The sequence below is a fragment of the Bradyrhizobium sp. SPXBL-04 genome (genome assembly GCF_051853035.1).
Classification (GTDB): Bacteria; Pseudomonadota; Alphaproteobacteria; order Rhizobiales; family Xanthobacteraceae; genus Bradyrhizobium; species Bradyrhizobium zhanjiangense.
Genome location: NZ_CP182472.1, coordinates 4,690,128 through 4,715,131 on the forward strand (window position 1 = coordinate 4,690,128; position 25,004 = coordinate 4,715,131).

Annotated in this window: 33 protein-coding genes and 1 tRNA gene; 16 read left to right on the forward strand and 18 right to left on the reverse strand. The window is 61.8% G+C overall.

Annotation, left to right across the window (positions count from 1 at the left end; all coding sequences use genetic code 11):
- Nucleotides 1-101: 101 nt before the first annotated feature.
- Nucleotides 102-239: a hypothetical protein gene (locus ACNJX8_RS22195; protein ID WP_008558897.1), complete on the reverse strand. Its 138-nt coding sequence runs from the start codon at nt 237-239 to the stop codon at nt 102-104.
- Between the two features lie 280 nt (nt 240-519).
- On the opposite strand from ACNJX8_RS22195, the gene ACNJX8_RS22200 reads away from it, so the two are divergent.
- A complete protein-coding gene (locus tag ACNJX8_RS22200; RefSeq protein WP_164939282.1) occupies nt 520-657 on the forward strand; it encodes a hypothetical protein in 138 nt (45 codons plus the stop codon).
- 44 nt (nt 658-701) lie between these two features.
- On the opposite strand, the gene ACNJX8_RS22205 is transcribed toward ACNJX8_RS22200, so the two are convergent.
- Nucleotides 702-998, reverse strand: a complete 297-nt coding sequence (locus ACNJX8_RS22205) for an HU family DNA-binding protein (protein WP_008558895.1) — start codon at nt 996-998, stop codon at nt 702-704.
- A 354-nt stretch (nt 999-1,352) separates the two neighbouring features.
- Here ACNJX8_RS22205 and ACNJX8_RS22210 point away from each other — a divergent pair, with 354 nt between their 5' ends.
- On the forward strand, nt 1,353-1,844 hold the full coding sequence (locus ACNJX8_RS22210; RefSeq protein ID WP_439356759.1) for a hypothetical protein: 492 nt from the start codon (nt 1,353-1,355) through the stop codon (nt 1,842-1,844).
- A gap of 116 nt (nt 1,845-1,960) precedes the next feature.
- Nucleotides 1,961-2,263, forward strand: coding sequence for a hypothetical protein (locus ACNJX8_RS22215; protein WP_091887822.1), 303 nt, complete (start codon nt 1,961-1,963; stop codon nt 2,261-2,263).
- 107 nt (nt 2,264-2,370) lie between these two features.
- On the opposite strand, the gene ACNJX8_RS22220 is transcribed toward ACNJX8_RS22215, so the two are convergent.
- The 3 genes from ACNJX8_RS22220 to ACNJX8_RS22230 form a co-directional block, all read right to left on the reverse strand.
- On the reverse strand, nt 2,371-2,538 hold the full coding sequence (locus ACNJX8_RS22220) for a hypothetical protein (protein ID WP_439356760.1): 168 nt from the start codon (nt 2,536-2,538) through the stop codon (nt 2,371-2,373).
- Between the two features lie 76 nt (nt 2,539-2,614).
- Nucleotides 2,615-2,842 carry a hypothetical protein gene (locus ACNJX8_RS22225; protein WP_091887823.1) on the reverse strand — a complete coding sequence of 76 codons (228 nt, stop codon included), beginning with the start codon at nt 2,840-2,842 and terminating at the stop codon, nt 2,615-2,617.
- On the reverse strand, nt 2,836-3,069 hold the full coding sequence (locus ACNJX8_RS22230; RefSeq protein WP_091887825.1) for a hypothetical protein: 234 nt from the start codon (nt 3,067-3,069) through the stop codon (nt 2,836-2,838). Before ACNJX8_RS22230 ends, ACNJX8_RS22225 begins: the two co-directional genes overlap by 7 nt.
- 217 nt (nt 3,070-3,286) lie before the next feature.
- On the opposite strand from ACNJX8_RS22230, the gene ACNJX8_RS22235 reads away from it, so the two are divergent.
- Nucleotides 3,287-3,499, forward strand: a complete 213-nt coding sequence (locus tag ACNJX8_RS22235) for a hypothetical protein (protein WP_128941616.1) — start codon at nt 3,287-3,289, stop codon at nt 3,497-3,499.
- Between the two features lie 208 nt (nt 3,500-3,707).
- Here ACNJX8_RS22235 and ACNJX8_RS22240 read toward each other — a convergent pair whose 3' ends face one another.
- The 4 genes from ACNJX8_RS22240 to ACNJX8_RS22255 all read right to left on the reverse strand — a co-directional run bounded on the left by ACNJX8_RS22240 (nt 3,708) and on the right by ACNJX8_RS22255 (nt 8,590).
- The gene (locus ACNJX8_RS22240; protein ID WP_256477664.1) at nt 3,708-3,839 is read right to left on the reverse strand and encodes a hypothetical protein; all 132 of its coding nucleotides are present in this window, start codon (nt 3,837-3,839) and stop codon (nt 3,708-3,710) included.
- Nucleotides 3,811-3,993: a hypothetical protein gene (locus tag ACNJX8_RS22245; RefSeq protein ID WP_128934033.1), complete on the reverse strand. Its 183-nt coding sequence runs from the start codon at nt 3,991-3,993 to the stop codon at nt 3,811-3,813. The genes ACNJX8_RS22240 and ACNJX8_RS22245 overlap by 29 nt, the downstream gene beginning before the upstream one ends.
- A 39-nt stretch (nt 3,994-4,032) precedes the next feature.
- Nucleotides 4,033-4,974, reverse strand: coding sequence for a non-homologous end-joining DNA ligase (ligD, locus tag ACNJX8_RS22250; protein WP_439356761.1), 942 nt, complete (start codon nt 4,972-4,974; stop codon nt 4,033-4,035).
- A 202-nt stretch (nt 4,975-5,176) separates the two neighbouring features.
- Entirely contained in the window at nt 5,177-8,590 is a 3,414-nt protein-coding gene (locus ACNJX8_RS22255; protein WP_439356762.1) for an AAA family ATPase, read from the reverse strand.
- 304 nt (nt 8,591-8,894) lie between these two features.
- Between ACNJX8_RS22255 and ACNJX8_RS22260 the strand changes: the two genes are divergently transcribed.
- Complete coding sequence (locus tag ACNJX8_RS22260; RefSeq protein WP_439356763.1) at nt 8,895-9,281, forward strand: nuclear transport factor 2 family protein; 387 nt, start codon at nt 8,895-8,897, stop codon at nt 9,279-9,281.
- Between the two features lie 645 nt (nt 9,282-9,926).
- Here the strand turns inward: ACNJX8_RS22260 and ACNJX8_RS22265 are convergent.
- Nucleotides 9,927-11,195, reverse strand: a complete 1,269-nt coding sequence (locus ACNJX8_RS22265; RefSeq protein ID WP_439356765.1) for an adenylate/guanylate cyclase domain-containing protein — start codon at nt 11,193-11,195, stop codon at nt 9,927-9,929.
- A 436-nt stretch (nt 11,196-11,631) separates the two neighbouring features.
- Here ACNJX8_RS22265 and ACNJX8_RS22270 point away from each other — a divergent pair, with 436 nt between their 5' ends.
- The 5 genes from ACNJX8_RS22270 to ACNJX8_RS22290 all read left to right on the forward strand — a co-directional run bounded on the left by ACNJX8_RS22270 (nt 11,632) and on the right by ACNJX8_RS22290 (nt 14,824).
- Nucleotides 11,632-11,823, forward strand: a complete 192-nt coding sequence (locus ACNJX8_RS22270; RefSeq protein WP_128942208.1) for a hypothetical protein — start codon at nt 11,632-11,634, stop codon at nt 11,821-11,823.
- 55 nt (nt 11,824-11,878) lie between these two features.
- Nucleotides 11,879-12,247, forward strand: coding sequence for a VOC family protein (locus ACNJX8_RS22275; protein ID WP_439356766.1), 369 nt, complete (start codon nt 11,879-11,881; stop codon nt 12,245-12,247).
- Nucleotides 12,248-12,634: 387 nt separating this feature from the next.
- On the forward strand, nt 12,635-12,805 hold the full coding sequence (locus ACNJX8_RS22280; RefSeq protein WP_439356767.1) for a hypothetical protein: 171 nt from the start codon (nt 12,635-12,637) through the stop codon (nt 12,803-12,805).
- A 639-nt stretch (nt 12,806-13,444) separates the two neighbouring features.
- Nucleotides 13,445-13,897, forward strand: a complete 453-nt coding sequence (locus ACNJX8_RS22285; protein ID WP_249761389.1) for a VOC family protein — start codon at nt 13,445-13,447, stop codon at nt 13,895-13,897.
- A 288-nt stretch (nt 13,898-14,185) separates the two neighbouring features.
- Nucleotides 14,186-14,824 carry a glutathione S-transferase family protein gene (locus ACNJX8_RS22290; protein WP_439356768.1) on the forward strand — a complete coding sequence of 213 codons (639 nt, stop codon included), beginning with the start codon at nt 14,186-14,188 and terminating at the stop codon, nt 14,822-14,824.
- 229 nt (nt 14,825-15,053) lie between these two features.
- Here the strand turns inward: ACNJX8_RS22290 and ACNJX8_RS22295 are convergent, their stop codons facing one another.
- The 5 genes from ACNJX8_RS22295 to ACNJX8_RS22315 all read right to left on the reverse strand — a co-directional run bounded on the left by ACNJX8_RS22295 (nt 15,054) and on the right by ACNJX8_RS22315 (nt 17,290).
- Entirely contained in the window at nt 15,054-15,368 is a 315-nt protein-coding gene (locus ACNJX8_RS22295; RefSeq protein ID WP_128931407.1) for a hypothetical protein, read from the reverse strand.
- Nucleotides 15,365-16,471: an IS5 family transposase gene (locus tag ACNJX8_RS22300; RefSeq protein ID WP_128937143.1), complete on the reverse strand. Its 1,107-nt coding sequence runs from the start codon at nt 16,469-16,471 to the stop codon at nt 15,365-15,367. Before ACNJX8_RS22300 ends, ACNJX8_RS22295 begins: the two co-directional genes overlap by 4 nt.
- Before the next feature lie 73 nt (nt 16,472-16,544).
- Nucleotides 16,545-16,712, reverse strand: coding sequence for a hypothetical protein (locus tag ACNJX8_RS22305; protein WP_091887849.1), 168 nt, complete (start codon nt 16,710-16,712; stop codon nt 16,545-16,547).
- Nucleotides 16,713-16,718: 6 nt separating this feature from the next.
- The gene (locus ACNJX8_RS22310; protein ID WP_439356769.1) at nt 16,719-16,979 is read right to left on the reverse strand and encodes a hypothetical protein; all 261 of its coding nucleotides are present in this window, start codon (nt 16,977-16,979) and stop codon (nt 16,719-16,721) included.
- Nucleotides 16,980-17,035: 56 nt separating this feature from the next.
- Nucleotides 17,036-17,290, reverse strand: a complete 255-nt coding sequence (locus ACNJX8_RS22315) for a PilZ domain-containing protein (protein ID WP_091887851.1) — start codon at nt 17,288-17,290, stop codon at nt 17,036-17,038.
- A 224-nt stretch (nt 17,291-17,514) separates the two neighbouring features.
- Here ACNJX8_RS22315 and ACNJX8_RS22320 point away from each other — a divergent pair.
- Nucleotides 17,515-17,589, forward strand: a tRNA-Glu gene (locus ACNJX8_RS22320).
- Between the two features lie 60 nt (nt 17,590-17,649).
- Here ACNJX8_RS22320 and ACNJX8_RS22325 read toward each other — a convergent pair.
- Together ACNJX8_RS22325 and ACNJX8_RS22330 are read right to left on the reverse strand one after the other, a co-directional pair.
- On the reverse strand, nt 17,650-18,837 hold the full coding sequence (locus tag ACNJX8_RS22325; RefSeq protein ID WP_439356770.1) for a 6-phosphofructokinase: 1,188 nt from the start codon (nt 18,835-18,837) through the stop codon (nt 17,650-17,652).
- 51 nt (nt 18,838-18,888) lie between these two features.
- Nucleotides 18,889-20,034, reverse strand: a complete 1,146-nt coding sequence (locus ACNJX8_RS22330) for a fructose-1,6-bisphosphatase (RefSeq protein WP_091887857.1) — start codon at nt 20,032-20,034, stop codon at nt 18,889-18,891.
- 310 nt (nt 20,035-20,344) lie between these two features.
- On the opposite strand from ACNJX8_RS22330, the gene ACNJX8_RS22335 reads away from it, so the two are divergent.
- The 5 genes from ACNJX8_RS22335 to ACNJX8_RS22355 all read left to right on the forward strand — a co-directional run bounded on the left by ACNJX8_RS22335 (nt 20,345) and on the right by ACNJX8_RS22355 (nt 24,643).
- On the forward strand, nt 20,345-20,971 hold the full coding sequence (locus ACNJX8_RS22335) for a PilZ domain-containing protein (RefSeq protein WP_439356771.1): 627 nt from the start codon (nt 20,345-20,347) through the stop codon (nt 20,969-20,971).
- 101 nt (nt 20,972-21,072) lie between these two features.
- A complete protein-coding gene (locus tag ACNJX8_RS22340; protein ID WP_370987421.1) occupies nt 21,073-21,327 on the forward strand; it encodes a hypothetical protein in 255 nt (84 codons plus the stop codon).
- A 304-nt stretch (nt 21,328-21,631) separates the two neighbouring features.
- Nucleotides 21,632-22,672 (forward strand): PrsW family glutamic-type intramembrane protease, encoded by a 1,041-nt coding sequence (locus ACNJX8_RS22345; protein ID WP_439356772.1) that lies wholly within the window; start codon nt 21,632-21,634, stop codon nt 22,670-22,672.
- A 70-nt stretch (nt 22,673-22,742) separates the two neighbouring features.
- Entirely contained in the window at nt 22,743-23,321 is a 579-nt protein-coding gene (locus ACNJX8_RS22350; RefSeq protein ID WP_128934042.1) for an HdeD family acid-resistance protein, read from the forward strand.
- A gap of 236 nt (nt 23,322-23,557) precedes the next feature.
- On the forward strand, nt 23,558-24,643 hold the full coding sequence (locus tag ACNJX8_RS22355) for a 3-deoxy-7-phosphoheptulonate synthase (protein ID WP_439356773.1): 1,086 nt from the start codon (nt 23,558-23,560) through the stop codon (nt 24,641-24,643).
- 72 nt (nt 24,644-24,715) lie between these two features.
- On the opposite strand, the gene ACNJX8_RS22360 is transcribed toward ACNJX8_RS22355, so the two are convergent.
- Complete coding sequence (locus ACNJX8_RS22360) at nt 24,716-24,970, reverse strand: hypothetical protein (protein WP_128934044.1); 255 nt, start codon at nt 24,968-24,970, stop codon at nt 24,716-24,718.
- Nucleotides 24,971-25,004 lie beyond the last annotated feature (34 nt).

Below are 25,004 nucleotides of genomic sequence, written 5' to 3' on the forward strand. Positions count from 1 at the left end.
GCCGTCATTGGCTTGGCGCATTGCGGGCACGTCATGCTGCACGAACGCGTGACTTCACACGTTCGTTCCGTCGCACGTTGCGTCCACTCTCGCCGATCCACTCACGCCGCCCGCTTTGCTTTGCCCTTCTCCGAAAAGCATTCCAGGATCTGGATGCGCAGCTCCTCTGCAGCCGGGCCTTCGAGCTTCCTGAGCTCGTTCCAGAGCCTGATCACTTCGCGCTGTTTCTCGACGGTCATGAATCACCTCCAAGAGAAGATGATTGACTAGAACAAAATGAGAACAAAAAGTCCAGCCCCTCCCCGAAATTCCACAGGGGCACGGCGGCTTGAACCTTTTCCGCGCTGCGCGGGACCCATGGAGGTTGGGGATTTCAGGGCCCAGTCATACGGCAGCGCCGCCTGACGAACATACTCCGTCATCGCGGCGCTGTTGCTTTTTGGATTTTCAACCTTACGTTACGAACGTAGCCGGCGGCCAGGCGCTGAAATCCCAACGCCGTCGGCCAAGAGAGCCCCCGTGCGAAAGCGCGGGGTTTTTCTTGTCAGCCGCGGTTGCGCGGCAGGCGACGGCCGGCGGGCCCTGTGGTTTCTCCTGATCGTCGTGGTGATGTTCGGCATTGCCGTCGCCGAGCACCACCTCGACTTCAGCCGCTGATCCGTTGCGATGCTGCGCGAAGTGGCCCCGGCCTCGCCGGCGCCTTAGACGGCGTCCTTGGCCACCTTCAGCGGCGAGGCCTTGACCGACTTGCTCGCCGGCTTGGCCGCAAACTGCATCGGCTCTTTGGTGAAGGGATTGATGCCCATCCGGGCTTCGGTCGCGGGCTTGTTCACCACCGACATCTTGACGAAGCCGGGAATGACGAATTCGCCGGACTCGTTGAGCTCCTTGTAGCCCACCGTCGCCATGTATTCGATCACCGACTTCACGTCGTTCTTCGACAGCTGCGTGCCTTCCGCAATTGCATCGATCAATTGGGTCTTCGTCATCTTCGCCATGTTCTGAATTCCTTTGAAGGGATGCGCGTGCGTAAACTCTGCTGTGGACGCGGCCGGACCGCGGAGGCGCGCTTCTAATTCATGCCAGAGGTCATGAAGTGACCGGGCTTAGAGCCTATCGAGGCCCAAAACGCAAGCAGGGGTTCTCTAGGGTTCCCGACTTCCTGTGAAAGATGTTGCAGCATTTGCCGATTCTTTTTGAACCATTTGCCCCCTGGCGCGTCTTACTCATTGAAGTCCCTAAGCTTCACCCCACCAGAAAGCCCCGCTTCCCCCAGGCGGGGTTTTCGCTTTTGCCGGCCTGATAGAGCGCCGCGGCTGCTATATGGTCGAAAGGTTTCTCGTGGGGGACTCATGAAGGTCGCTATCGTCATCGCCGGCTTGATCGTTGTTGCAATCGCCGCCTTCGTCGCCATCCAGCCGAGCTTCTTGAAGCCCGCGTCCCTGGCACTCGTGAAGAAATCCGACATCTTCGGTTTCTCGCCCGGGATGACGTTCGACGAGACCAGCAAGCTCGTCAGTCAACGTCGCTACCTCTGCCGCCAGATCCCGGGCTCGTACACCCTCGAATGCGAGATCAATGGCGCCAAGGTCACGGTCCACAGTGACGACGCTGACGCCAAGCACCCGATCTGGCGTGTCCATGCGGAGTTGAACAATCCGGGGCCGCAGGAAGCCGCCGTCAAATCGATCTCCGACCAGTTCAACGCCCAGCCGATCAAGGTCCACGCGGGATGGACATGGATCGTCGGCCGTGAGCTCAAGCTGAGCTATGACGGCCTCGCCTTGAACCTCGTGGACGAGGCTGCGGAGGCCAAGCTTCGCAAAGACGAAGCCAGGCGCTAGCGAGCACGACGAGTCACCTCATCGTGAAACTTGTGACTGGGCACGCCTTGTTGAGACTTCGGTAACCTAACGCCTCCAATCTCGCATCAGTATCGTTGCGTTGGAGTATCCTCACAGTGCTGGATTTTAACGAGCTGCGTGAACTCGCGGCTGATGTACGCGTTTTTGTCGATATCGCCGAGGACAAGGCCGAAGCGCTGCGAGCCGTCATCGCAGCTTATGACGTCGTGCTCGCGATCTTCCCCTCTGGTGACGGCATGGGCCTCCACGTCATCAAAGGCAAAGAGATCCTGGACAAGATTGCAAACTCGCGGAGCCATGCGATGTACAGCCACACGGCCATCGCGGTCCCTGACCTCGAGCACGCAGAAGTGCTCAAATACCTGACGGCGCCGGTCGAGCAACGGATCGCAGCCTGAAGCGGATGCGTTTTGATTGAATCGGTGCGGGCCGTGAGCACCTCTCCCCTAGGGAGAGGTCGGATCGCATCGCAAGATGCGATCCGGGTGGGCGAGCCTTCCCACATTCACTGGCCGCCCAGCACGAACACCGTGAAGCCAATCACGATGCAGCCGAGCCCGAAGACCGCCGTCACGATTTCGACGACGTTTTCCAGACCGAAAAATCGGGCGGTGGCGCTCCATGCGGCAGACAGGAGCATCTCCGCGATCGCGCTGAGCAGGCCTTGAAGCATGGCAATAGGTCGCGTCGGTCGTCAGCGGGGTTCAACCGCCGTAACCGCTCGGCCTGTCCCGCAGTAGAACCGTCCCTCACCGAACGTCCCCGGCCTTCCGGCTCTCACCAATTGAAACCGGCTTGTTCAGGAAATACTCGCGGTTACCGGTCGCAGCTTCCGCGTACTGGTCGATGGCCACGATGATGGCCTGGACGTGGGCATAGCACCACCCTTCCCGTGTCGCTCTTCGGCGAACATCCTCGAGCGCGGTCAGGAAGGGCGATAGCTCTCTCTCATCGTCGAACCAACGCCTGCTCACCATGTCCTCCCGCCGAGCACCCTGCCCTTGGTCTGGCGCGGCTGCGCGCTCTTCAGCGCGTCCCGCTGGGCGCAAAGACTTTCAATCTTCGCTTCCATCCGCGACAGCAGCGCTTCGGCCGAGGCCGTCCCGACTCCCGCCCGCTGCAATTGGAGGATCTCCTTCCTCTGCCTTCCCATCCGGATGCGCATCCGTTCGATCTCCCGCCTGACAACGTCCAGGTCCGGCATGTTCAGCCCCGCGATTTTGAATATGGTCCATGAGAACAAAAACGGAACGGAAAGTCGAGTCCGACGTTGGACTGAGAAGGAGGAATTGCGCCGCCCTTACGTCGCACCGCCCAGAACGGATGCACGCGTGCGAGTGCGCGGGTAGTCCTACCTTCCATCGGGAACAGACAATCGCCGCTCGTTTTGACTAGGCTGACCCAAATGCTGGAGGAGCCGGATGCCGTACTTCATGCCCACGCAGGACCAGGCGCAACGCACTTACAAGGTGCTTGCCGACGTCTTCTGCGCGATCATGCTCGCGACCTTCTCGATTGTGTTCTTCGGACTGCTCGGCGGCATTGTTGCCTTCGTTCTACTTGAGGCCGGCCTGCTTGCGATCGATTGGCTCTTGCCGAACGAGGACGACGATGCGGCAGGCGTTGTTCGCTAGCGGACTTTCCCGTGGTCGCCCCACGCCGACTTGCTCGAACCCATGTTGCTCGAACTCATGAGGTCGACGAGCACGGTGCAAGTCCGGCCGGCTCCCGCTTGTTGGCCAGCGACCACTATTAGAGGCCTCCTAAAAGGACTCCGAGCGCGACCGGGATGGCTCTCGCACACAAAGCCGATGCCAAGCCAGATCGGGCAATCAGGCTTTGTCAGAACAGATCGCCTATGAGCTTGAGGATGCTGACGATCAGGCCCGAGAGACATGCTGCAGTGCCGAGGTCGGCCAGATAAAGCAACACGTCACGTTCGTCCTCACTCAGTTCTGCCAGTGCCTTGCGCATCTTCCCTCTCCATGGCCTCGATCAGCTCTTCGTCATCGAGAACATCCAGCAGATCATTGATTGTCTTGTTGCCGTCGCGCGCCCCCGGCTCGACATAGCTTGCGAGAATGGCCTGGGCCTGCTTGACGGCTGCCCTCACGCGATCCGGTTTCACGGCCGGTACTCCACGCATACTGTGGAAGCTAAAACGCAGCTAGGAACGGCGCGTTCCTTTGCTCAGCCCCTTGAATGAGCTGGCGCGCAACAACCCTTCGGATGTGATGTCGCGATACTCCACGTCAGCGTAGAACTTCGGCTCGACCCAGGTGGCCTTCGGCTTACTGACGGGCTTGGTGAGCTTGGTTTTGGGGCTGACCACGGTCTCCAGTGCCTTGCGGATCTCCGCGGACTTGGTTCGAGACCAGCCGGTCCCGACTTTGCCCATGTAGCGCAGCTCTTTGCCCTCCTGCTTGCCGAGGTATAGCGCCGCGACGCCGGAGGGATCTTTGATGAACCCGACCACGGGAAATTTCTCGCGCTGGACAGCCTTGATCTTCTGCCAGGCTTCGACCCGGTCCGACCGGTACGGCGCGTCAACCCGCTTCGAGATGATGCCTTCGTAGTTGAGCTTGCTTGCGGCCTCGAACAACGCCTGCCCGTCCCCGACATGGTGCTCGCTGTAGACGATCGGCTTCTCCAGCTTGTGGCTCTCGATCAGCTGCTTCAGCAGCTCCTTGCGGGCAAGCTGGGACAAGTTCCGAAGGTCTTGCCCATCGAGCCACAGGAGATCGAAGGCGAAGTACAACAGTCGATCCTGATCGCCCCTCGCGAGATCGGCCTGCAGCTCGGCGAAGCTGGGACGATCCTCATGGATGACCACGACCTCGCCATCGACGATCGCCTGCCCCTGGATGTCGAAGGCGCCCGGAATGGTGGAAAACTTGTTCGTCCAGTCCAAACCATTCCGCGTCAAGGCTCTGCGGTCGTCGCCGTCAATCCGGAGCTGGATGCGGTAACCGTCATATTTGATCTCGTGAATCCAGCGAGCCCCCGAAGGCGGCTTCATCTTCGGGGTCGCCAGCTGCGGGCTGATGAAGCCCGGCATGGGCACGGCTTCCGGCGCTTTGGCCGGAGGTGCCTTGGTACGCTTCGCCACTGACGCAACTCACGAGAGCCCGCGGTAGGCGTTGGGAGCTAACGGCGGGCAGTGCACCTGCCTTACTTGCGAGTCGCAAACGCCGAGGCGATCTCCGCGTTCCGAAATTCTGGCTGCGGTTGGGCGGAGTTTGGCGGACAACTAGGACGCGGTCTCCGGCGCGGCCGACTTGGCCAGGGAGCTGCGATGCTCGTATGCAGAATCAACCGCTGGGACCTGGGATCGGGTTCTTCTCGGAGCTGGCAGTGATCTCTTGAAGTACTGCTCTAGCAGCCCGAAGATCTGGTGTCTCAAAGCCCTCAGCGAACTGGCCATAGATCGGACTAAGCAGATCGTGAGCCTCGCCGCGCCGGCGCTGTTCTATCCAAAGTCGTGCAAGGTGTGTCGCAGCGCGCAACTCCCAGAGCTTGGCGCCTTGCTGGTGCGCAGTTGCGGCCGCATGCCCGAACTGTGCTTCCGCGGCGGTCGGGTCAGGCCTCGGCAGCCACAGCATCAGTTCGCCTTTTATCCGATAGAGCTCGGCCTCGAACCACCGCTCGCCGGTTTCTTCGACGCGGTCGACCGCTTCGGTAATGAGATCCAAACCCTCGTTCACGGCGCCGCACCGACCGTGGACCTCAGCAAGCAGGCTTCGGAAATAGGGTACCAGGAAGCCCGCTCCGGTCGCCTGCCACATCGCAAGTCCCTCTCGGATCTGCGCAATACCAGCGTCAAAATCCCCAGCCTCGGCCCGCGTCCAGCCGCGAATGATGATGCCGGCTCCGAGGAAATGTGGGGAATCCTGCTCGGCAGCAAGCGCGACCAGCGCATTCGCCCGATCTCGGGCCTCGTCGTGGTTCTGGCGGAGCTGCGACAGGATGCAGGCGTAAAGCAGCGCATAGCCGAGGGTGTTGCGGTGGGATAATTCCGTCGCGTCTCTCAATGCCTGTTCGCTCCTCGCCCGGGCCTGCTCGGGATAGCCAAGGGCGAACAATCCCCAGGATAAAACGGACAGTCCTGCAACACTTGGATCTTGTGCGAACAGGAAGGCAAGCGACCGATGGGCGGCCGGATCATAGAGAGCGAGCGTCCGCTCTAGATGGGCGCGCGCAGCCACTAGCTCGCCGCGAAGCAATTCAGCGGTTCCGACGATGCGGTTGCCGATGGCTTCGGCGGCAGCATCGTTCTGTTCCTGAGCGCGGCGGAGTAAATCTTCGCCTGCACTTCGACCAGCCTCGAGCTCTGCCCTCACGACGTGAAAAACCCACTCCCCATAGAGAACAGGGAAAAGCCGCGACGTGTCACCGAGGCGCTCGCATAAGTCTCGTGCCCGCGCGTTAGCCCGCCCGACCTCCGGTGCGGCCCAGCCCTTTGCAGCCATCAGGGCGACACCGAGGGCGACTTGCAGTTCGAGTTCCCGCCGCCATCTTGCGGCGTCGTCGGGGAGAGCAGAGATCAGCTCGAGCCCTTTGGTCACTTGCGTGATCGCCTCTGCTGTGGCCGAGCGCGCGATCTCTGCTTGTCCTGCCCTCAGCCAATAGTCGATTGCCGGCTCAGCCAGCCCCGCTTCCATGTAATGGTGGGCCAGGAGCTCCGGCTGTGTCTGCACCGTCTCCGGAAAATGCTGCTCAATGGTAGTGGCGATCCGGGCGTGCAAGCGCTGCCGCTTCGGACGCACTAGGGTCGCATAGGCGGCGTCCTGCACGAGCGCATGCTTGAAGCTGTAGGTTGCCTGCGGCGGCGTCCCGCGCCGGAACACGAGGCCCGAATCGACGAGGTCATCCAACCCCGCCTGCAGGTCGCTCTCCGGCAACTGCGCCGTCCTCGCCAGCAGTTCATAAGAGAATTCCCGCCCGATCGCGGCCGCGACCTGGGCCACCTCACGAGCGGGGGCCAGCCGGTCAAGCCGGGCCAACAGCGATTCCTGGAGTGTGGTTGGGATTGCCATGGGCTGCAGCGGCCCCGCGAGCGCGTAATGGTCGCCCTCATCGCGGAGTAGATTGGTCTCCAGCACAGTCCGCGTCAGCTCCTCGACGAACAGCGGCACGCCGTCGGTCTTCGCGACGATCTGGTCGAGCACCGCAGGCGGCAGCGCCTTGCCGCCGCTCAGCCGCGCGACCATTGCCGCGCCCTGCCGGCGGCTCAACCGGCTGAGGGTCAGCGGGGTCACATGGGCATAGCGCGTCCAGCGCCGCACGAACTCGGGCCGGAAGGTGATGAGGACGAGCACGGGGGCGCCTTGCACCCGGTCGACCAGCAGATCGAGCAGCTCGAGCGAGGTCGGATCTGCCCAGTGCACATCCTCAAACAAGGCGAGGACGGGCCGGCGCGTCGCAAGCCCCAGGACCTGATCGACCAACGCCTCGAGCGTCCGCTCCTTCTGCCGATGCGGGCTCATGTCGAGCGGCAGGTAGCGCGCATCCGTCTCGAGCGACAGCAATGCCGCGAGCAGCGGAGCCACCGCGGCGACATGTTCGGTCGATAGCGCGAGCAGCGCCTCGAGCTTGTCGAGCCGCGTTGCAGCGGGATCGTCCGCAGCAAAGCCCGCCGCCCGCTCCAGATGCCCGATCACAGGATAGAGCGGGCTGGTCTGATGGTGCGGTGAGCAGTAGTGGCTCAGGGCCGTATGCGGCTCATTCTCAAGTCGCCCGCGCAGCGCCCGCAGAAGGCGCGACTTGCCGATGCCAGGCTCGCCCGTCAGCAGAACCACCTGGCCATCTCCCTCCTTGGCCCGCTCCCAGTGCTCGAGCAACAGGCCGATCTCATGGTCGCGACCGACCAGCGGCGTCAGGCCAGCCCCGTGCAACGCCTCGAACCGGCTCTCGGCGGCGCCTTCCCCGACCACGCGCCAGGGCCGCACCGGAACGGGAAAGCCTTTCAAGATCTGCATGCCGAGCTCGGTAAGCTCGAACAGTCCGCCGATGAGCTCGCGGGTGCGGGCGGAAATCACCACAGTGCCGGGCGCGGCCATTGTCTGCAGGCGCGCCGCGAGGTTCGGCGTGTCACCGACCACGGTCTCCTCGCGCGCCGCACCTTCGCCGATCAACTCGCCGACAACCACCGGACCGGTCGCAATGCCCACACGGGCCGCCAGCGTGTCGCCATCCGCCGATGCCAGGCTGTGTACCGCCGCGACAGCCGCGAGGCCCGCGCGCACGGCGCGTTCGGCCTCATCTTCGTGGGCGCGCGGATAGCCGAAATAGGCCAGCACACCATCGCCCATGTATTTCGCCACATGCCCTTCGAACCTTCCGATCGCGCCCGCCACTGCGCTCTGATAAGACCGCAGGACTTGCGCCATTTCCTCCGGATCGAGCCGCGCCGCGAGCGCGGTCGAGTCGACCAGGTCGACAAACATCACGGTGAGCTGGCGGCGCTCAGCCTCCGGTGCAAGCGCAGCGCTGCCGGAGGTGACGGTGGGTACGGCCGTAACAGGGGTGGTTGCCGACATCGAGCCGGCGCGCAGTGCAGCAATGGCGGCAAGCAGCTTGCGGCGATGGCCGATCGAGACGATCCCGAGCCCGACCAGATCCTCGGCCGTGAGGTCCATGAGGACCTCGGGATCGATGTCGTTCTCCCGGAACGCCTGTTCGTACTGTCCCAGCCCCAGACCACATAGCCAGGTCCCGATGTCCATGGGCTCCTCCCGGCTTTGGTATTCAGCGCTAAGGTGCTCCAGTCTATCTCAAGATGGCGTGTGCTGGGCGCGGTGAAACGTCACGAGCTGAGTGCGGGGGAACGGCAGCTTTTGGCCCGAACCTGCCTTAGCTCGATTCTGGTCCAAGCGTCGGCTGTTGGGTATAGAACGGAAAGGGCTTGCAACGGTGTAGACCGCCGGTTTTGACCGCGAAGGCGACATCGACCAGACGTATAATCGATCCCCTCAGCTCGCGCGTGTGTCCTTATGCTATTGTATCCACTTCGAGATGAGGGAGGGAAGGATGGACATTCGATCGAAATTAACAGGGCTGTGCGAAGCGTTCAACGCGCACGACCTGGATTCCATCATGGATTTCTTTGCTAACGATTGTATCTTGGAGATGCCGAGGGGAGCCGAGCCATGGGGCTCGCGCTTCGAGGGGAAACGCAAAGTACGAGACGGGCTCGCGACGCGCTTTGAAGGCCTGCCGGACGTTCACTACGGCGACGTCGAACACTTTGTGGATGCGATGGCAAACACGGGCATTTCAAAATGGACACTAACCGGCACGACACGCGAAGGAAAAGCGATCGAGGTCCGAGGATGTGACTTTTACACCTTTCGCGCGGGCGAGGTGATCCGCAAGGATTCCTATTGGAAGATTGTTGAGGGCCCTTCGTCAGCCTAGCGATGCAAGAGTCCGAGTATGACCCATACAGACGAAATTCGGCATTCGTCCATCGGTGAGTTCGCGGGGGTAAACCGGACCTGATCACGCAAGGGCAAGATCGACGCGAATGACCCCATGCGGACTTTCTTGAACGGGCTTGCTTGGCCTCCGTTCGGATATAGAATTTCTGAAAGGTGCGCGGATCGGTGCACCGTTGCGGTGCCTGGCGAGAAGATCATGTGGACGTTCTTAATCGGCCTTTGCATTTTCGTCGGGCTTGCGGCGGCTGCGCTATGGCTTGGACAAAGGGCTAGACGGCGTTTCCCAAAAGCCTATGTGATAGTTGACAAAATCGTTTCCAGCATCGATCTGCTTTTCATTGTGGCAGTGTTTTTTGCAGTATTTTACATGACACGTTGACGGGGCTGCCCCATAAGTTCGATGTGGTCAGACAGTCAGATCCTGGCCCGAAGGCGAAGATCGCGATGGCGCCCGGCACGTCAGCAGCCGATGCCAGACCGGACGTGGTTGCGACGCGGCCAAATCGACGCGAATTGACCCGGAGCGGGCACAAAGCGCATGCGGGGCCGGTTCAATAAGCAGCGCGGATTGCAACAATTCTAGCCATCGCCGGATCGCTTCTGCGGTCGGCAGGGTGGCCCGTCAACGGGCAGGCACGTACCCAGTAAAGAATCCCTCACATTGGGCCGCGAAAGAGGCGTTGGGAACACAGCGTTCCTGATCGCGCGCAAATTCTGGCTTAAGTCCAAGAAGAAAGAACATATCGATTTTGCCCTTGTTCTTTGCCGCGAGGCTACCGCGCGGTTCAAAATCGAAGAACAACCTCGTTCGCTCATAAACTTCGGCGGAAACGTTGACGCGCCCCGCCTCACCTGCGGCCTCCATGCGTGCCGCGATGTTCACCGCGTCGCCCCAGATGTCGTAAATGAACTTGCGACGACCAACGATCCCGGCAATTACGGGACCGGTGTGAATGCCGATGCGCACATCCCATCGGGGAAGATTAAGGCGTTCGCGTCGACGATTGACCAATTCCATTTCGGACCGCATTTGAAGAGCGGCGAGACATGCGTCTACCGGATTTGTCCGATTGGCTTCCGGTACTCCGCCGACACACATATACGCATCGCCAATCGTCTTCAGCATTTCAAGCCGGTTTCTCTCCGCGATGACGTCGAACCCGGAGAAGAAATCGTTGAGCTGATCGATCAGCACTCTCGGCTCCAGGCGTTCCGCAAGCTGTGTAAAGTGCTGGAAATCCGCGAACAGGATGCTGGCCGAATCGAAAAACCTTGGTGCGACTTGATTTCGCTCTTTGAGTTCCCGCGCGACGGATGCGGGCAGAATGTTGTGCAGGAGCCGCTCAGCTTTCTCACGTTCCGCCGAAGCCTCCTGCCTCGCCTGTTCAAGCTCGATGAGTTTGCGCCGCAACTCCAGCATGGTTACCACGTGGTGCGAAAGACAGCGCATTGCTTCGCGCTGTTCCAGCGTGAGCTTTTCTCTCGGCGCAAAGTCGACGACACAAAGGCTCCCGAGATGATAGCCTTGATAATTGATCAACGGCATGCCCGCATAGAACCGGACAAATGGCTCGCCTTTGACAACCGGCATCTGCGCGAAGCGCTCGTCTCGACTGCAATCCGGCACTTCCAGCAAGCCCGAGCCAAGTGCCGCCGTCGAACACATAAACAGCTCTCGGGGCAGAGGTTCACTCCGGTTCGGCACACCGTATCTCGATTTCGACCAAAGGGTTTTATCGTCGAGGATGTTGATCAAACCGCCTGGACAAGACGTGACGTGCGCCGCCATTTCCGCGATTTCATCATAGTCCGGTTCCGGCGGGGTACCGACGATGTTATAAGAGCGAACCTCTGCGACGCGAGCAGCCTCATCCTGAGCAAACGGGGTCATCGGATTTTGCTCCATAGAGCAGAGCGGGGAGCGATCGTAGCCCTATGTTCCGAGCGCCACAATCGTTTAGGTCGCCGTACAGGGCTTCGCCATCACTGGTTTGAGCCGATGTGCTCCCTGGACCGTGCTCGCCCGCGCCGACGAGGTGATCGAATAGCAATCCAGTTTGCTGCGCTGCATACATCTGCAATTGGCCCATCAGCGAAGTGGCGCCTCATCTGACAGAGGTCCGTTCATAGAGGTATGGCGGACTAGCTTTGCTCAGGCCGAGTTCTTCGCAGTTTGACCCCCAGCAGACGTTCGCTGGGTCGACTTTTGTTCTGGCGTCACGCCGGTTCCGGGTGCACACTGGTTCTACCAGCGCACGGCGCTGTGATCGGTGATGAGAACGCCGGTTTGCGCTCCCTCCCAATTCACGCAGGGAAAGGAGAGTGCCATGGGAAGACACTCACAATCCCACATTGACGACAACCTGAACGCGGAACGTGCCCGCATCATAGCGGAACTGGAAAATACGCAGCCAGGACCACAGCGTGATCTTCTAGAAAGCAAGCTGCGCCAGCTCGAAACCGCTTCTCATATAGATGAATGGCTGACGTCATCGGGTCTGCAACCCCCCGAGGAATAAGGCGTCTCAGGCCGACCGAGCGCGTAGGGGTCAGCAGATAGCGAGAGGTCTTTCGATGACTATTACCCTCAACCACACCATCGTTCCGGCCCGCGACAAGAGGGCAGCGGCGCAATTTTTTGCGCGCATTTTTGGCCTCCATGCCGATCCGAAAGACGGCCATTTCGCGCCGGTACGTATCAACGACACGCTCACGCTCCTCTTCGACGACGACGAGTCGTTCGAGAGCCACCACTACGCCTTCCACGTCAGCGATGCCGAGTTCGATGCCATCTTCGGCCGCATTCGCGAGGTGAATCTCGCCTATGGCAGCGCACCGTGGAGCCTCGACGACGGTAAGCTCAACGACTGGAACGGCGGCCGCGGCGTCTATTTTCGCGACCCCGACGGCCACGTGCTAGAACTCATGACCGTACCGCAGTGAGCCGCTACAGCGATGAGGCGATCGAGGAAATTGTCGTTGTGTCGTGTGTGAGATTATCTGTAATTACGGCGACAGTGCACAAATTCATTCCCAGATGTCCTGCTCCCCGCGCCTTCGTTCGACGCTAGCGCCGCCTGTCAATTGAGTGCACTGTCACCGTACTTCCGAGGGGTTGACATTGAGGTCAACAAACTCCGAGATACGGCGCAAGAGCGGGACTTTGGTGAGCCGGCAGAGCTCGTAGGATGGGTAGAGCGAAGCGAAACCCATCGAGGGCCTCGTTGCCTGACGAAACATGATGGGTTTCGCAAGTGCTCTAGAGTATTGAATCTATCCGCAAGAGGAACACCCAAGAACCAAGTGCGTTTACGCGTGGAGGGCTTTGGAATGAAGCCGACGAAGCAGCTCAAACAGCAGGCCCTGGTAGCCGAGCGGGCGGCTCGGGAAACCGCAGACGAGTTCGTGTCGCGGCAGTTGAAGGCGTTGGCCTCAGGCTTCAGGGCCCAAGCAAAGGTCATCAAGAAGAAAAAGAATAAGGGGCCTAGCCGCCCCGCCTGAGGCGCTATTGAAGACCCCGTCCACCCGCTGAGTCAGGTCAGTGGCTCTCCAATAGACACTGGCAACAACAGGCACCGTCGGGGTCTCGACGCAGCGTCCCATAGGAACAGGTCGACAGGTCGGAATCAATGATCAAGCGGTGCCGGCATGCTCCTTCTGCATGTTGGCACTGAAAGCCCCGTGGCGTCGTCGCTGCGGGGCTTTCCTTGAGGAGGCCGTCATGAGGATCGCGCAGGCGATGAGCCCGCACCTCTGGTGGTTTTCGGCATGGCCGTTCTCCCTGGCATCGCGGTGCTGGCGTGGTTCGCGTTCTGACTTCAATTGATGATATTCCGAGGCGCACTTCGGCTCGGCAGGGCCACTTAAGCCCCTTTGCCGTTCCTGTTGAGCTAAGAGCGCCGGCACGCGGAGTCGAGATGACTTAGTCTCTCAATGTTGCGAGTTCGTCGATGGAAAGGGGAATCGATTTGTATGGCCTCCTGAGATGAGAAAGCACTCACGCAATCGAGAGCGCAAAGGGAAGGTGGCACGCAATTGTCACGCGAACCCCTGCACCATGTTTGAATTTGCTGCTATTTAATGCCCGTCGTGTCGAAACGGGCGGAAACTTCCTACAACGTTCTGAGAAGGATAAGAAACATGCGTTATCTCCACACCATGCTGCGCGTGCGCAATCTCGATGTCGCGCTGAAGTTCTACCAGGATGCGCTGGGCTTGAAGGAGGTGCGGCGGATCGAGAACGACAAGGGGCGCTTCACGCTGGTATTCCTGTGCTCGGCGGATGATCTCGAGGCGCTGAAGAAGCAGCCGCAAACGCGCGGCGCGCCGCTGGTCGAGCTCACCTATAATTGGGACGAGGAGAAGTACGGCGAGGATCGCTTCTTCGGCCACCTCGCCTATGAGGTCGACGACATCTACGCCACTTGCGAGAAGCTGATGAAGGCCGGCGTCACCATCAACCGGCCGCCGCGCGACGGCAACATGGCCTTCGTCCGCTCGCCCGACCTGCACTCGATCGAGCTGTTGCAGAAGGGTGAGCCGAAGCCGCCGCAGGAGCCCTGGTCGTCGATGCCGAATACCGGCCACTGGTAAGGCACTTGGCAGGAACAAGGCCCCTCGCCCGTCGTTCTCTTCGCAACGAAGCCGATTGGAGGAGGATGCGATGGCGAGAGGGCTGTTGCTGTGGCTGCTTGGCGTGCCGATCCCGGTGATCATTCTGTTGTGGTTGTTCTTCGGCCGCTGAGCGCCGCGTTGAATTTGCAATGAAGGCTCCGCCCGGGCGGAGCTTTTTGCATGAGGGGCTCGGCGCAATCGCGCATCGCTCGATGAGGCGAATTCCGCTATCACCCGCGTAATCGAACACGCCGCGGGAGACGCCTCATGCCTGACACCAAGCTGACAATCTGGGGTCGCGCCAATTCGGTCAATGTGCAGAAGGTGCTGTGGTGCCTCACCGAGCTCGGCTTGGCTTACGAGCGCATCGACGCCGGCATGCAATACGGCAAGACGCGCGAGGCCGAGTATCTGGCGATGAATCCCAACGCGCGGATCCCGACGCTGGCCGAGGGCGAGTTCGTGCTGTGGGAATCCAATTCGATCATGCGCTATCTCTGCCTCGCGCATGGGCGCGGCACGCCGATCTACCCCGAGGCGCCGAAGCTGCGCGCCAGCGTCGATCGCTGGCTCGACTGGACGTTGTCGACGGTGCAGCCGGTCGATCGCCCGGTGTTCTGGGGCATCGTGCGCACCGCGCCCGCCGAGCGCGACATGCTCCAGGTGCAGCGCGATGCCGACGCCGCCGCCGAGGTCTGGGCCATCGCCGACCGCCTGCTCTCATCGCGCCGCTTCATCGAGGGCGATGCGTTCACGCTCGCCGACATCGCGATCGGGTCCTATGCGCGGCGCTGGCTCGGCGTCGAGGGCATCAGCCGGCCGGCGCAGCCGCACCTCACCCGCTGGCTTGCCGAGCTCGGCAAACGGCCAGGATTTGCACAATTCGTCGCACCGCCGATGTCGTGACCGCTGGCGCGGCGTAAGCTGCGATGATCGCGGGAGGAATCGCCGTTGTGGCGCAAACGTCCGGCGTCACGGCAGCGCTTGACGGCTACTGTGCATGGGGTTGTTTTCGCATATTTTGTTGTGGCGCTAGAGCGTTTTCGAGCGAAGTGGATGCCGGTTCGCGTGAAGAAAACGCGTCAAACCAAGAATCTAGAACTTCGGTTCTGATTCAATCAGAACCGATAATGCTCTAGCAGGCTGTTGAAGAAGTAGCCAATCGGCGGGCGATAAAAGGAATGTCGTCGCCGCCTTCGAGGCATATCTTACCTTCGAGCGAGCCATCGGCGAGCTCTTCTGCCCAACCACGGCCTTTTGCGGGCTCCATCTCGTCGTTGCCATCCCATGTGAACTCGACGGCATCGCCTTCGCAACGGCCGTATATTGCCCCGGTGAGACAATCCAGGGCGAACTCGCCACCGTCGTTTGTGAACAGGATGTAAGAGCCCGACCCGGCCATGTCGTGATCGGGCGTTTCCACGACGCGCCATTTGCCCCGCACGCTCATAGCTGCACCGCCAGCAGCTTGGGCAGGCGGATCAGATTGTAGGCGGCAAGCGCCAACGTAAAGACGGCGTCCACACGCTCGCGCCCTCGCAGCTTTACCTTGGCCAGACCGGCGGAACTCTTGATCCATCCGAACACTTCCTCAATCCGCTTGCGGCAGCGTTGGCTGATCTCGTAGCCGGCATGGCGGGTGGAGCGGGCATCGACCGCCGTCTTGCGCGGGACGCCTGTCTTGCTGAGGTGTCCGTCGATTGCGATGTGCGGCGTCACCGATCGTTCTCTCAAGTCGTGCACGAACTGCGTAACGTCATAAGCCTTGTCCGCGCCGAGCGTGACCCGCCGGCCTCTGGGATGGCAATTATCAATCAACGCCAGCGCTGTCTCTCGTTCGGCCGTACCGGTGGCCTGGCTGACAATGCCGCCGACCGCCAAACCATGGCGATTTTCCATCAGAGCATGCCCCATGTAGCAGAGCTTGGCCGGCTGCCCATCGCCCTTCTTGTACAGCCGAGCCTCCGGATCGGTGGTGCTTTGGTGCGTCTTGTTTGAACGCTTCTCCTTGTGGAAGCTGCGCTCAGCGTTACGTCCCGGCCCCCCACTGTCGTTGTCGCCTCCATCCCTTCTGCGGAAGCTCTTGATCGAAGCCCACGCCTCAATCAGCGTGCCGTCCACCGAGAAGTGGTCGCTCGACAATAGCCGCTTCACTTTCGGCTGAGCCATTACCGCGGAGAGGAACTTAGCGGCGATCTCACCCTCTAGCAGCCGGTCGCGGTTCTTGGAAAAGGTCGAGTGGTCCCACACCGGATCGTCCACGCCAAGACCGACAAACCAGCGGAACAACAGGTCGAACTCCAGCCGCTCCATCAATTGTCGTTCCGAGCGGATGCCATAGAACGCCTGCAACAACATCGCCCGAAGCAGCCTCTCCGGTGCAATCGAGGGTCGGCCAAAGTCCGTGTAAAGCCCCGCAAATGCCTTCGATAGATCGTCCAGCGCAGCGTTCACAATCTCCCGGATCTTCCGTAAGGCGTGATCCGGGCGAACCCGCGCTTCAAGATCCACGTAACTGAAGAGCGATCCAGACCGCTCGTCCGATCCCCGCATCATGGCCTCCCGATTCAACTATCGAGAGAATCACGTCCACTGCCATCCTGCCAGAGACTTCTTCAACAGCCTGCTAGAGCCAGCCGCGCTCGACCAGCAGCACGCAGATGATCAGCGCCAGCGTCACCGCCGCGGTGGCGAGCCGCGCGGTCCAGCTCAGGCCGCGGCCGACCCACAACAACAGCGCGCCATACATCAGCACGGGGATGAGGATATCGAGCCGCAACAGGTCCGGCGCCATCGGCCTTCAGCGCCGGATGCTGGTGTCGATGCTGACCGAGCCGCCGATCTTGACGCAGGTCCCGGTGCCCTCGACCATGACGAAGCGCGGGCCATAGGAGGCGCAGGAACCTGCCTTCGCCGTGCCGGCCGTGCTGCCCTTCAGCGGCAGCGTCTTGCCGGTCTCCGTGCCCGCCTGCGGCCGCTCGGCGGGCGGCAGGCGCAGGCTCTCAGCCGCGGTGGCGGAGGTGGCCAGCAACGAGATCAGGACGAGGAGCGGCATGCGCATGGCCGCCTTGTAGCCCGGACGGGCCGCGCACGCCATCCGGGTCGGGCACCGCGATGTCAGAGGAACTTGATGCCAGCCGACTTGCCGCGGCGCCAGACCACCTGGCAGCTCCGCCCGGTGCGCGCATCGCGAGCGAAAGCCATCCGGATCACGCCAGGAAGCTGGCTCGCATCCTCGTCCATCGTGATCTTCGCGCCCGTCGCCGAGATGTCCTGGACAAGGCAATGCCGCGCCGCGAATCCGCCGTCGAGCGTGATCCAGGCGTGCCGCGACAGCAGCTTGCGCTCTGCGCGCTTCTTGGGCGGTGGCATAGGAAAATCTCCTACTCCAGCGCTACCCAGGGAACCCTAAGAAAGCGTTGAATTCGCCCCCGGATGATTCCGGGGCCGACGCTTGTCCACCGGGGGCAAAAGACCGTTCCCGAACGGCTTGCCCGGGAGCGCAAAGGCCACTATACGTTCGCCCGCTGCAAGCCGCCGGGCACTGTTCGGCCGGCCAGCGGCCGTGCCGCGGAAAGCGGCGGGGCCCTGCGTTTGCTCCCTTCGTCTATCGGTTAGGACGCCACCCTTTCACGGTGGAGAGAGCGGTTCGATTCCGCTAGGGAGCGCCACATTTCCAAGATATCTTTGATTTGGTCGCTTTTTGCGCGATTGACAAACCACTATCCCGCTCAAGACGCGCGGTTGAGGAAGATCGGCAGCCCCCGCTTGTTGGAATAGAGAGGACGGTACCGCTCCGTGTTGTATGTACTGGCGACGTCGAGTTTGCGCGGCCCGAGCCTGGCGTCAGGGATAGGCACAAGGTCATAGCGGCCCTCGACCAGCGCTGACATCAGGCCGGACTTGCCTTCCAGAATGGCATCATAGGCCATGTTGCCAAAAGTCAGGGCGACGAGCTTGTCGATGAAATCAGGATCGCCCGATCGCAGATCGTAAGTGAGATCAGAGACGATGGTCTCCTCGCCGGCGCGCCCCTTGATCTCGTCGGCAAGGGCTTCGGCCACGTTCGTCCTTTTGCGGTGACCGTAGGCGTCCGGTTCGCCGTATTCCTGCATCTTGTAGCCCTCCCACTGGGCGCCTTCGCTCAGCACGATCAGCGCGTAGTTGCTTGGGTTGGCGCGTTTCTCCTCGAGCAGCAAACGGATCAGCTTGTCGAGATTGACTTTGTACTCCGGGATCACGCATCGGATCGAGGTCGCGTAGGCAGTGTAGAGTGCCGTAAATCCGGCATCGCGGCCAAAGATGCGGAAAATGCCAATTCGCTCGTGTGAGCCGATAGTGGTGCGCTGGCGCTGGACGGCATCGCTGGCGCGGGTGATCGCGGTCGAGAAGCCGATGCAATATTCGGTGTTGCGGACGTCGTTGTCCATCGTCTTCGGGATGGCGATGATCTTCACGCCGAGTCCGCTGAGCTTGTCCGCATAACTTAGCGTGTCGTCACCACCGATGGCGATGAGGTGTTCGATGCCGAGCCCCGACAGGTTCGCCAGTACCCGGCTGGTGACGTCCCAGCTCTTGGTTGCGACGCCGCCCTTGGTACTCTCCGACATTGGAAGGTCTTGGCCAGCCAGATGATCCGGCAGCTTTTTCATTTTGGAGGGATTGGTGCGGCTCGAGTGCAGCACGGTGCCGCCGCGTCGATCGATGATGCGCGTGTTTTCGCGGTTGAGTGGGATGAGGTAGTGGGATTTGCTGGCGGGGTCGTCGAGGTTCAGGTGCGTGAGGGCCTCCCAACCGCGGCGGAGACCGATGACCTCGATGTCGTCCTCGGTCCCGCGATAGGTCACCGTCTTGATGATTGCGTTGAGACCGGGGACGTCGCCGCCGCCGGTGAGAATGCCGATGCGTTTCCTCGTCACGCCCCACCTCCCAGTATGGCATGTCGCAATAGCGCCTGCGTCACACGTTCTCTACGCGGCCGCTTCCGGCTTGCGCTCCTCGCGCAGGCGGAAACGCTTCAGGAGTGCGGATACGGTGTCGCGGAAGCCGCCATACTCCAATTCGGAATAGGGCAGCATTGCAGCGCCGGACCAGCCTTGGCTGCGCATCTCGATTGCCTTGCTTTGCGCGCGCCGGCGTACCTCGTCCCACGCTGGATTGTCGAAGAAATCGGTATAGGACTCGGAAAAGCGGCCTTCCTTGTCGATCGAAAAACCGACGCAGGAAACGATCGGCAGGCAGTACATGCCAGTCACCGGTGTATTGATCGGGACGGGCATCAGCGGCATCACATGCGAGCCGCGCGCATCGCCACCCACGAAGTGTGCCTTGGCGAAGGGAGAGACGATTTCCTCGGGCGCGGGAAAAATTCCCTGGTTCCTGATGATCGCGACCGGATCATCCTTGCCGGTGTACTTGCCTGCGATCGCGTGAAGACGCTGCGCCGACACGGCGGCGGCAACCTCGCCATAGGTTTGAGAAACGATGCGATCAATGCCAAAGCGCTCGTTGTCGCGAAGCAGCGCGGCAATGTGGTAATTGTCCGCGGGCGCGTCGAGTTCGATCACGCTGTCGCCAGCGGTGTGATCCATGTCGATGACATGGAAACGGAAGCCCCTGATCATCGGCGGCAGCATCAGCCCAGCGCAATACATGGGATCGGCGAAGGCGAGGTAGAGCGGCAGGTTGTAGGCGCCGGGGCCGCACTTGTCGGCGGCGAACACCATGAAGGACTCCGCGGGTCTCGGACTCGAGAGGCTGTGGTCGAAGCTGAGCTCGGCGACGCCCGGCCCGGCACCGCGAATGTTTCCTGAAGGTGCATCTGCGAGAAGATCCTGGCCGGCGCCATAGAGACCGGAAGTCTTCGCAACTGAAGTGGCCGCGAGAAATGCCTTCCAGGCGAATTGATGGATCTCGGAGCTCCCCTCGCCCCGTGTGTGCGTCATGATGATCGCAATGTCGTCGCCGGTGTGGCAGACAAAACCATCGATCAACAGGCCATTGCAGATCGCCTTGGCGACCTCGCCCTCGACGGCCGCCATCATGCGTGTCGACGGCTTCGTATGTCCGCCGACGGAGCCAATGTCAGCCTTGATGACTGAAAGGGTAAGTCTCATGAGCGTTCTCCCCGCGCAAGCTCAAACCTCGGCCTCGGCGCTTGCTGCGCCGGGGCGACGGCGCTGCTCATTCCCGAAAACGAACGCCTAATGTCGGGATTAGGTTCCAGCCCTAGGTCAAATAGCGCTCCGCACTGAGTGCGCGACCTCGCCTTTTTTCGTTGTGAATTTGCGCAGCGACTTATCGCGAAGGCCGGGACCGCGCGTTTACCGGAAATTTACCCCTGCTCCTGAGTGCCGGTATCATTTGCTTAGAATTTGACTGCTACCGTGGAACTACGGAAGCAATCCCCAACATCATTGGCACTTCATGTCCGTCGCAGAGTTCCTCAGGCAACGTGCAGTGGACGTCACCGTGAGCGGCAGCTACTCGCTGCCGCGGTGGTACGATTGCGAGGGCAAGCTCCGCAGCTTCGCCTGCCGGACCAAGCGCGTCTCACCCTTCCGCATGATCGTGGACGTGCCTGTCGTCGGCAAGGTCGGCGAGCGCGTCACCTCCTACTTCGAGGATTTCGGCGAATTCCAGTGCACGATCAGCGCGACGCTGAAGTCGGGCTTCCTGATGGAGCTCGACATGACGCGGGCGCGGCGCGCCTGGATGTCTGAAAAGCTGACCTGGCTCGAGAAGAAGCAGAAGGACGCCAGCGTCCAGGAGCTGCGGCGCGATGCGCGTTTCGTTCCGCAGGTCTCACACACGTTCCTGACGCTCGCCGACGGCAGCACCCATCCGTGCTTCATCATCGACGTCTCCACGGCCGGCGTCGCGATCTCATGCGAATACGATCCGCCGGTCGGAACCCCGCTTGCAGTCGGCGCCTGCGTCGGCCGCGTGATCCGTAAGTTCGGCCACGGCTTTGCGGTCAAATTCGCCGAGAAGCAGTCCCGGGACGACCTCGTCCGGCTGATTGTCCGCACGCCCTTGCTGCAGTCGGCCTGAGAAAAATCGCTGCCCTATCGCGGCCCCAATGCGGGATCAGCTTATGGGCCTGCGCCACGCGCCTGATGTCATCTTTTGCAGACTTGCGATCGGGGGACCGAATGGCAGTCGACAAGATCACAGTTGATAAGATCACTTGGGACAGGGTCGGCCGGGTCACCGAGCCCGGACGCTACATGTACACCTTCGGCTGGCTCACCATCACCGCCGGCGATCTCGAGATCTGGAAGCAATATCCGCAGGCCGCGTTCACGCTGCTGGAGCAACCGGCAGAGCCGGACGCCCCCATCGGCGGGGAATTTCATCTCGGGGCCTTCGATATCGCCCCCAGCGCGCTGCCGTTCAGCACCCACTGAACGCGGGAAACGCCGTTGCTGGGGCGATGGTCGCCTTCGCGGCCCCGCGTGCATGTGAATCGAAGAAACCTCCGCATTCCCTTGATCTGGCTTATCAATCAGTCCAGATGACGGCGCCCGATTGTTGCCATTGGTGACGAACAGGTTCTGTCATGCAATTGATTGCGCACGTCTTTGACGTTCGGCGGCGCCCCTATGAACGCCGGCTGTCGCGCTTGTTAAGCGAAGCGACAGCAGGCTCATGACACATGGTCGCATCGGTGGACGTAGATTAGCGGATCAAGGGAACCTATTTTCGGCGCCGATGTACCTGATTGAATCATTACCCACCGTCATCGGAACTGCCGCCATTGCCCCGGCGCTGCTGATGCTGTGGCTCGTTATTGCCGCCGAGGAGCGCCCAGGGCCGCCCGCCCAGGTCTGGACCGCCTTCCTGCTCGGCGCGGCCAGTATTTCGCTGCTGGGCCTCGCCCGCGCCCCCTTCTCCAGGATGATCGCAGCGCCCGCCGACCCCTGGGCCGCGCTCGCCATGCATTCGGTCTTCGGCGTCGCGCTGCCCGAGGAAGCCGTCAAGGTGATCGCCATCGTAGTGATCTCCTCGACCAAGCGGCGGACTTTCGCCAATCCGATGGACACGGTGGTCTATGGCGCCGCGGTCGGCCTCGGCTTTGCCGCTTATGAGAACCTCGCCTACCTCGTGCAGCATGCCGAGATGTGGCGCTCGCTGGCCGCCCTGCGCAGCGTGCTGACGGTGCCCTTCCATGGCGCGCTCGGCATCATCGCGGGCGCGTACCTCACCATCGCTCGGGCCGGCACGGCGCTGGGCGCCAACCGCCACAATCGCGACTGGGCCCGCCTGTCCAGCCGCCTGCTGATCTTCGCGGGCCCGCTCGCGTTGCATTCGGCATTCGATTTCCCGCTGCTGACCCTGCAGCGCATGCCGGATCTGGACCCGACGCTCCGGATGTGGCTCGGCGCAGCGAGCCTGTTGATCGGCTTCAGCTCGATCGCCTTCGCCATCCGTCTGGTCCGGCGGGTCGCGCGCCACCACGCGCCCCGGACCGATATTGCGCGGGAGCGGCTCAGCCAGCTGCGCCGGATGTGGGCGCTGCTGCTTGCCGGCGGCGGCATCGGCTTTCTCGGCCTTGCCTTCGTGCTGACCTCGATCCATCACTGGCTGATCAATCCCGAGCGCAATCTGACGCTGGCCCTGATCCCGATCGGCTTCGTCTCGATCCTGCTTGGTCTTGCACTTCTGATTGTCACGACCGCAATCTACATTCTCGGCCGCAACCGCATCCGCACCAGCGCGGAAGGTTTTTCATCGGCGCCCGGCGGCGGTTGAGCCCGCGGGATGGCGAGCGCGCCGCACGCATACTAGATTGAACCCAGCCCTCTCGTTCTGGAGCCTGCCGATGACATCGCCCGAGGAGTTTTCACGGATGCAGTCCGCGATGAGCCAGGCAGTCAAGGAGCATTGGAAGGCCTTTCTGTTCGAAGGAATCCTGCTCGCCGTACTCGGCATTGCCGCGCTGATCCTGCCGCCGCTCGCGAGCCTTGCGACGGCGATCTTCCTCGGCTGGATGTTCCTGATCAGCGGCATCGGCGGATTGATCGTGACTTACTGGGCGCGCAGCACGCCGGGCTTCTGGTGGTCGCTGATCTCCGCCGCGCTGGCGGTGCTCGCCGGCGGAATTCTGCTGGCCCGACCGATCCAGGCGGTGCTGACGCTGACCATCGTGCTCGGTGCCTACTTTCTCGCCGAAGGCGTCGCCACCATCATGTATGCGCTGGAGCACCGCCGCGAACTGAGCAGCCGCTGGTCGTGGCTCCTGATCGCGGGCTTCGTCGACATCGCGATCTCCTTCATGGTGATCGCCGGCCTCCCGAGCTCGGCGGAATGGGCGATCGGCGTCCTCGTCGGTATCAATCTGCTGTTCGGCGGCGCCACCCTGATCGGCATGGCCCTGGCGGCACGCAAGAGCAACACTTGAGACGCCTCGTCGCGTCTTGTGCCGTTTGGGGGTGACAACCCGCCAACGGCGCGCTATATGGCCTGCCATGATCACCGTCGCCACCAGCTATTTTTGGTACTTTAGCTACGACAGCTCGCTGGCGGCGGGAGGATCGCGCTCAATCTGACACATTGCAGCAAACGTCCGAACAAGCCGCCAGACCTGGCGGCTTTTTTATTGGGCCGGCAGGTTCTAAACACAGACAGGAGCCCGCCGTGCTGAGCACGACCGACGATCTTCGTATCCGCGAACTGAAAGAGCTGAACACGCCGGAAGAGGTGATGCGGGAAGTCCCGCGCACGCTCACCGCGACGCGTGTGGTGATGGCGGCGCGTAACGCCATCCATGCGATCCTCAACGGCCAGGACGACCGCCTGCTGGTCGTGGTTGGCCCGTGCTCGGTGCATGATCCCAAGGCCGCGCTCGACTACGCCGAGCGCCTCGCACACTTGCGCGAGGACCTCGCCGACCAGCTCGAGATCGTGATGCGGGTCTATTTCGAGAAGCCGCGCACCACGGTCGGCTGGAAGGGCCTGATCAACGATCCCGATCTCGACGGCAGCTTCGACATCAACAAGGGCCTGCGGCTGGCGCGCAACGTGCTGTCGGCGGTGAACAATCTCGGCCTGCCCGCCGGCACCGAATTCCTGGACATGACGACGCCGCAATACATCGCCGACCTCGTGTCATGGGCAGCGATCGGCGCGCGTACGACCGAGAGCCAGATCCATCGCGAGCTGGCGTCGGGACTGTCCTGCCCGGTCGGCTTCAAGAACGGCACCGACGGCAACGTGCGGATCGCAGCGGACGCGGTGAAGTCGGCCTCGCATCCGCATCATTTCATGGCGGTGACCAAGCTCGGCCGTTCGGCGATCGCCTCGACCGCGGGCAACGAGGACTGCCACATCATCCTGCGCGGCGGCAGCAAGCCGAACTATGACACGGCAAGCGTCGCGGCCGCTTGTAACGAGCTGACCAAATCGGGCGTCGCGCCGCTCGTGATGGTGGATGCGAGCCACGCCAATTCGAGCAAGAAGCCGGAGAACCAGCCGCTGGTGATGACCGATATTGCCGGCCAGATCTCAGGCGGCGAGAACCGCATCATGGGCGTGATGATCGAGAGCAATCTCGTCGCCGGCCGTCAGGACGTAGTGCCCGGCAAGCCGCTCACCTACGGCCAGAGCATCACCGATGGCTGTATCGACTGGGCGACCACGGCGGGCGTGCTCGAGCAGCTCGCCGACGCGGTCGAGATCCGGCGCAACACCCAGCGCGCAGGGCTGCACGAGCGATCGGCCTGAGGCGTGACGAGGCGAAGTGTCAGTCGCTTGCTCAGTTCCTCACCTCTCCCCAGCGGGGAGAGGTGAGAGAGATCAGCAGCCGCGGCAGATACTCTTGATCTTGCGATCGAGCTCAGCGTCTTCCTTATTCGCGGGAGTATTCGGATTGCTCAGATTCTTCTCGCTCGGCACGTCGGCCGCGCGCGGCTGGCGGTGACCGACGGGGGCCGGCAACACCGTTCCAGGGGTCGCGCCGCCCGATGTCGATCCTTTGGAGCCGCCGGTCTGTGCAACCGCCCCGCCCCCGAGCAAGACCACGAGCGATGCTGCCACCATGATCTTTTTCATGTCCGCCTCTCCATTCTCAGCCGGCGCACGCTCC

What these genes read in the sequence shown, in the direction of transcription:
- ACNJX8_RS22195 (WP_008558897.1), bottom strand. Translation starts at nt 239, where the DNA reads ATGACCGTCGAGAAACAGCGCGAAGTGATCAGGCTCTGGAACGAGCTC.
- ACNJX8_RS22205 (WP_008558895.1), bottom strand. Translation starts at nt 998, where the DNA reads ATGGCGAAGATGACGAAGACCCAATTGATCGATGCAATTGCGGAAGGC.
- ACNJX8_RS22210 (WP_439356759.1), top strand. Translation starts at nt 1,353, where the DNA reads ATGAAGGTCGCTATCGTCATCGCCGGCTTGATCGTTGTTGCAATCGCC.
- ACNJX8_RS22220 (WP_439356760.1), bottom strand. Translation starts at nt 2,538, where the DNA reads ATGCTTCAAGGCCTGCTCAGCGCGATCGCGGAGATGCTCCTGTCTGCC.
- ACNJX8_RS22225 (WP_091887823.1), bottom strand. Translation starts at nt 2,842, where the DNA reads ATGGTGAGCAGGCGTTGGTTCGACGATGAGAGAGAGCTATCGCCCTTC.
- ACNJX8_RS22230 (WP_091887825.1), bottom strand. Translation starts at nt 3,069, where the DNA reads ATGCCGGACCTGGACGTTGTCAGGCGGGAGATCGAACGGATGCGCATC.
- ACNJX8_RS22235 (WP_128941616.1), top strand. Translation starts at nt 3,287, where the DNA reads ATGCCGTACTTCATGCCCACGCAGGACCAGGCGCAACGCACTTACAAG.
- ACNJX8_RS22240 (WP_256477664.1), bottom strand. Translation starts at nt 3,839, where the DNA reads ATGCGCAAGGCACTGGCAGAACTGAGTGAGGACGAACGTGACGTGTTG.
- ACNJX8_RS22255 (WP_439356762.1), bottom strand. Translation starts at nt 8,590, where the DNA reads ATGGACATCGGGACCTGGCTATGTGGTCTGGGGCTGGGACAGTACGAA.
- ACNJX8_RS22260 (WP_439356763.1), top strand. Translation starts at nt 8,895, where the DNA reads ATGGACATTCGATCGAAATTAACAGGGCTGTGCGAAGCGTTCAACGCG.
- ACNJX8_RS22265 (WP_439356765.1), bottom strand. Translation starts at nt 11,195, where the DNA reads ATGACCCCGTTTGCTCAGGATGAGGCTGCTCGCGTCGCAGAGGTTCGC.
- ACNJX8_RS22270 (WP_128942208.1), top strand. Translation starts at nt 11,632, where the DNA reads ATGGGAAGACACTCACAATCCCACATTGACGACAACCTGAACGCGGAA.
- ACNJX8_RS22275 (WP_439356766.1), top strand. Translation starts at nt 11,879, where the DNA reads ATGACTATTACCCTCAACCACACCATCGTTCCGGCCCGCGACAAGAGG.
- ACNJX8_RS22280 (WP_439356767.1), top strand. Translation starts at nt 12,635, where the DNA reads ATGAAGCCGACGAAGCAGCTCAAACAGCAGGCCCTGGTAGCCGAGCGG.
- ACNJX8_RS22285 (WP_249761389.1), top strand. Translation starts at nt 13,445, where the DNA reads ATGCGTTATCTCCACACCATGCTGCGCGTGCGCAATCTCGATGTCGCG.
- ACNJX8_RS22290 (WP_439356768.1), top strand. Translation starts at nt 14,186, where the DNA reads ATGCCTGACACCAAGCTGACAATCTGGGGTCGCGCCAATTCGGTCAAT.
- ACNJX8_RS22295 (WP_128931407.1), bottom strand. Translation starts at nt 15,368, where the DNA reads ATGAGCGTGCGGGGCAAATGGCGCGTCGTGGAAACGCCCGATCACGAC.
- ACNJX8_RS22300 (WP_128937143.1), bottom strand. Translation starts at nt 16,471, where the DNA reads ATGCGGGGATCGGACGAGCGGTCTGGATCGCTCTTCAGTTACGTGGAT.
- ACNJX8_RS22305 (WP_091887849.1), bottom strand. Translation starts at nt 16,712, where the DNA reads ATGGCGCCGGACCTGTTGCGGCTCGATATCCTCATCCCCGTGCTGATG.
- ACNJX8_RS22310 (WP_439356769.1), bottom strand. Translation starts at nt 16,979, where the DNA reads ATGCGCATGCCGCTCCTCGTCCTGATCTCGTTGCTGGCCACCTCCGCC.
- ACNJX8_RS22315 (WP_091887851.1), bottom strand. Translation starts at nt 17,290, where the DNA reads ATGCCACCGCCCAAGAAGCGCGCAGAGCGCAAGCTGCTGTCGCGGCAC.
- ACNJX8_RS22330 (WP_091887857.1), bottom strand. Translation starts at nt 20,034, where the DNA reads ATGAGACTTACCCTTTCAGTCATCAAGGCTGACATTGGCTCCGTCGGC.
- ACNJX8_RS22335 (WP_439356771.1), top strand. Translation starts at nt 20,345, where the DNA reads ATGTCCGTCGCAGAGTTCCTCAGGCAACGTGCAGTGGACGTCACCGTG.
- ACNJX8_RS22340 (WP_370987421.1), top strand. Translation starts at nt 21,073, where the DNA reads ATGGCAGTCGACAAGATCACAGTTGATAAGATCACTTGGGACAGGGTC.
- ACNJX8_RS22345 (WP_439356772.1), top strand. Translation starts at nt 21,632, where the DNA reads ATGTACCTGATTGAATCATTACCCACCGTCATCGGAACTGCCGCCATT.
- ACNJX8_RS22350 (WP_128934042.1), top strand. Translation starts at nt 22,743, where the DNA reads ATGACATCGCCCGAGGAGTTTTCACGGATGCAGTCCGCGATGAGCCAG.
- ACNJX8_RS22360 (WP_128934044.1), bottom strand. Translation starts at nt 24,970, where the DNA reads ATGAAAAAGATCATGGTGGCAGCATCGCTCGTGGTCTTGCTCGGGGGC.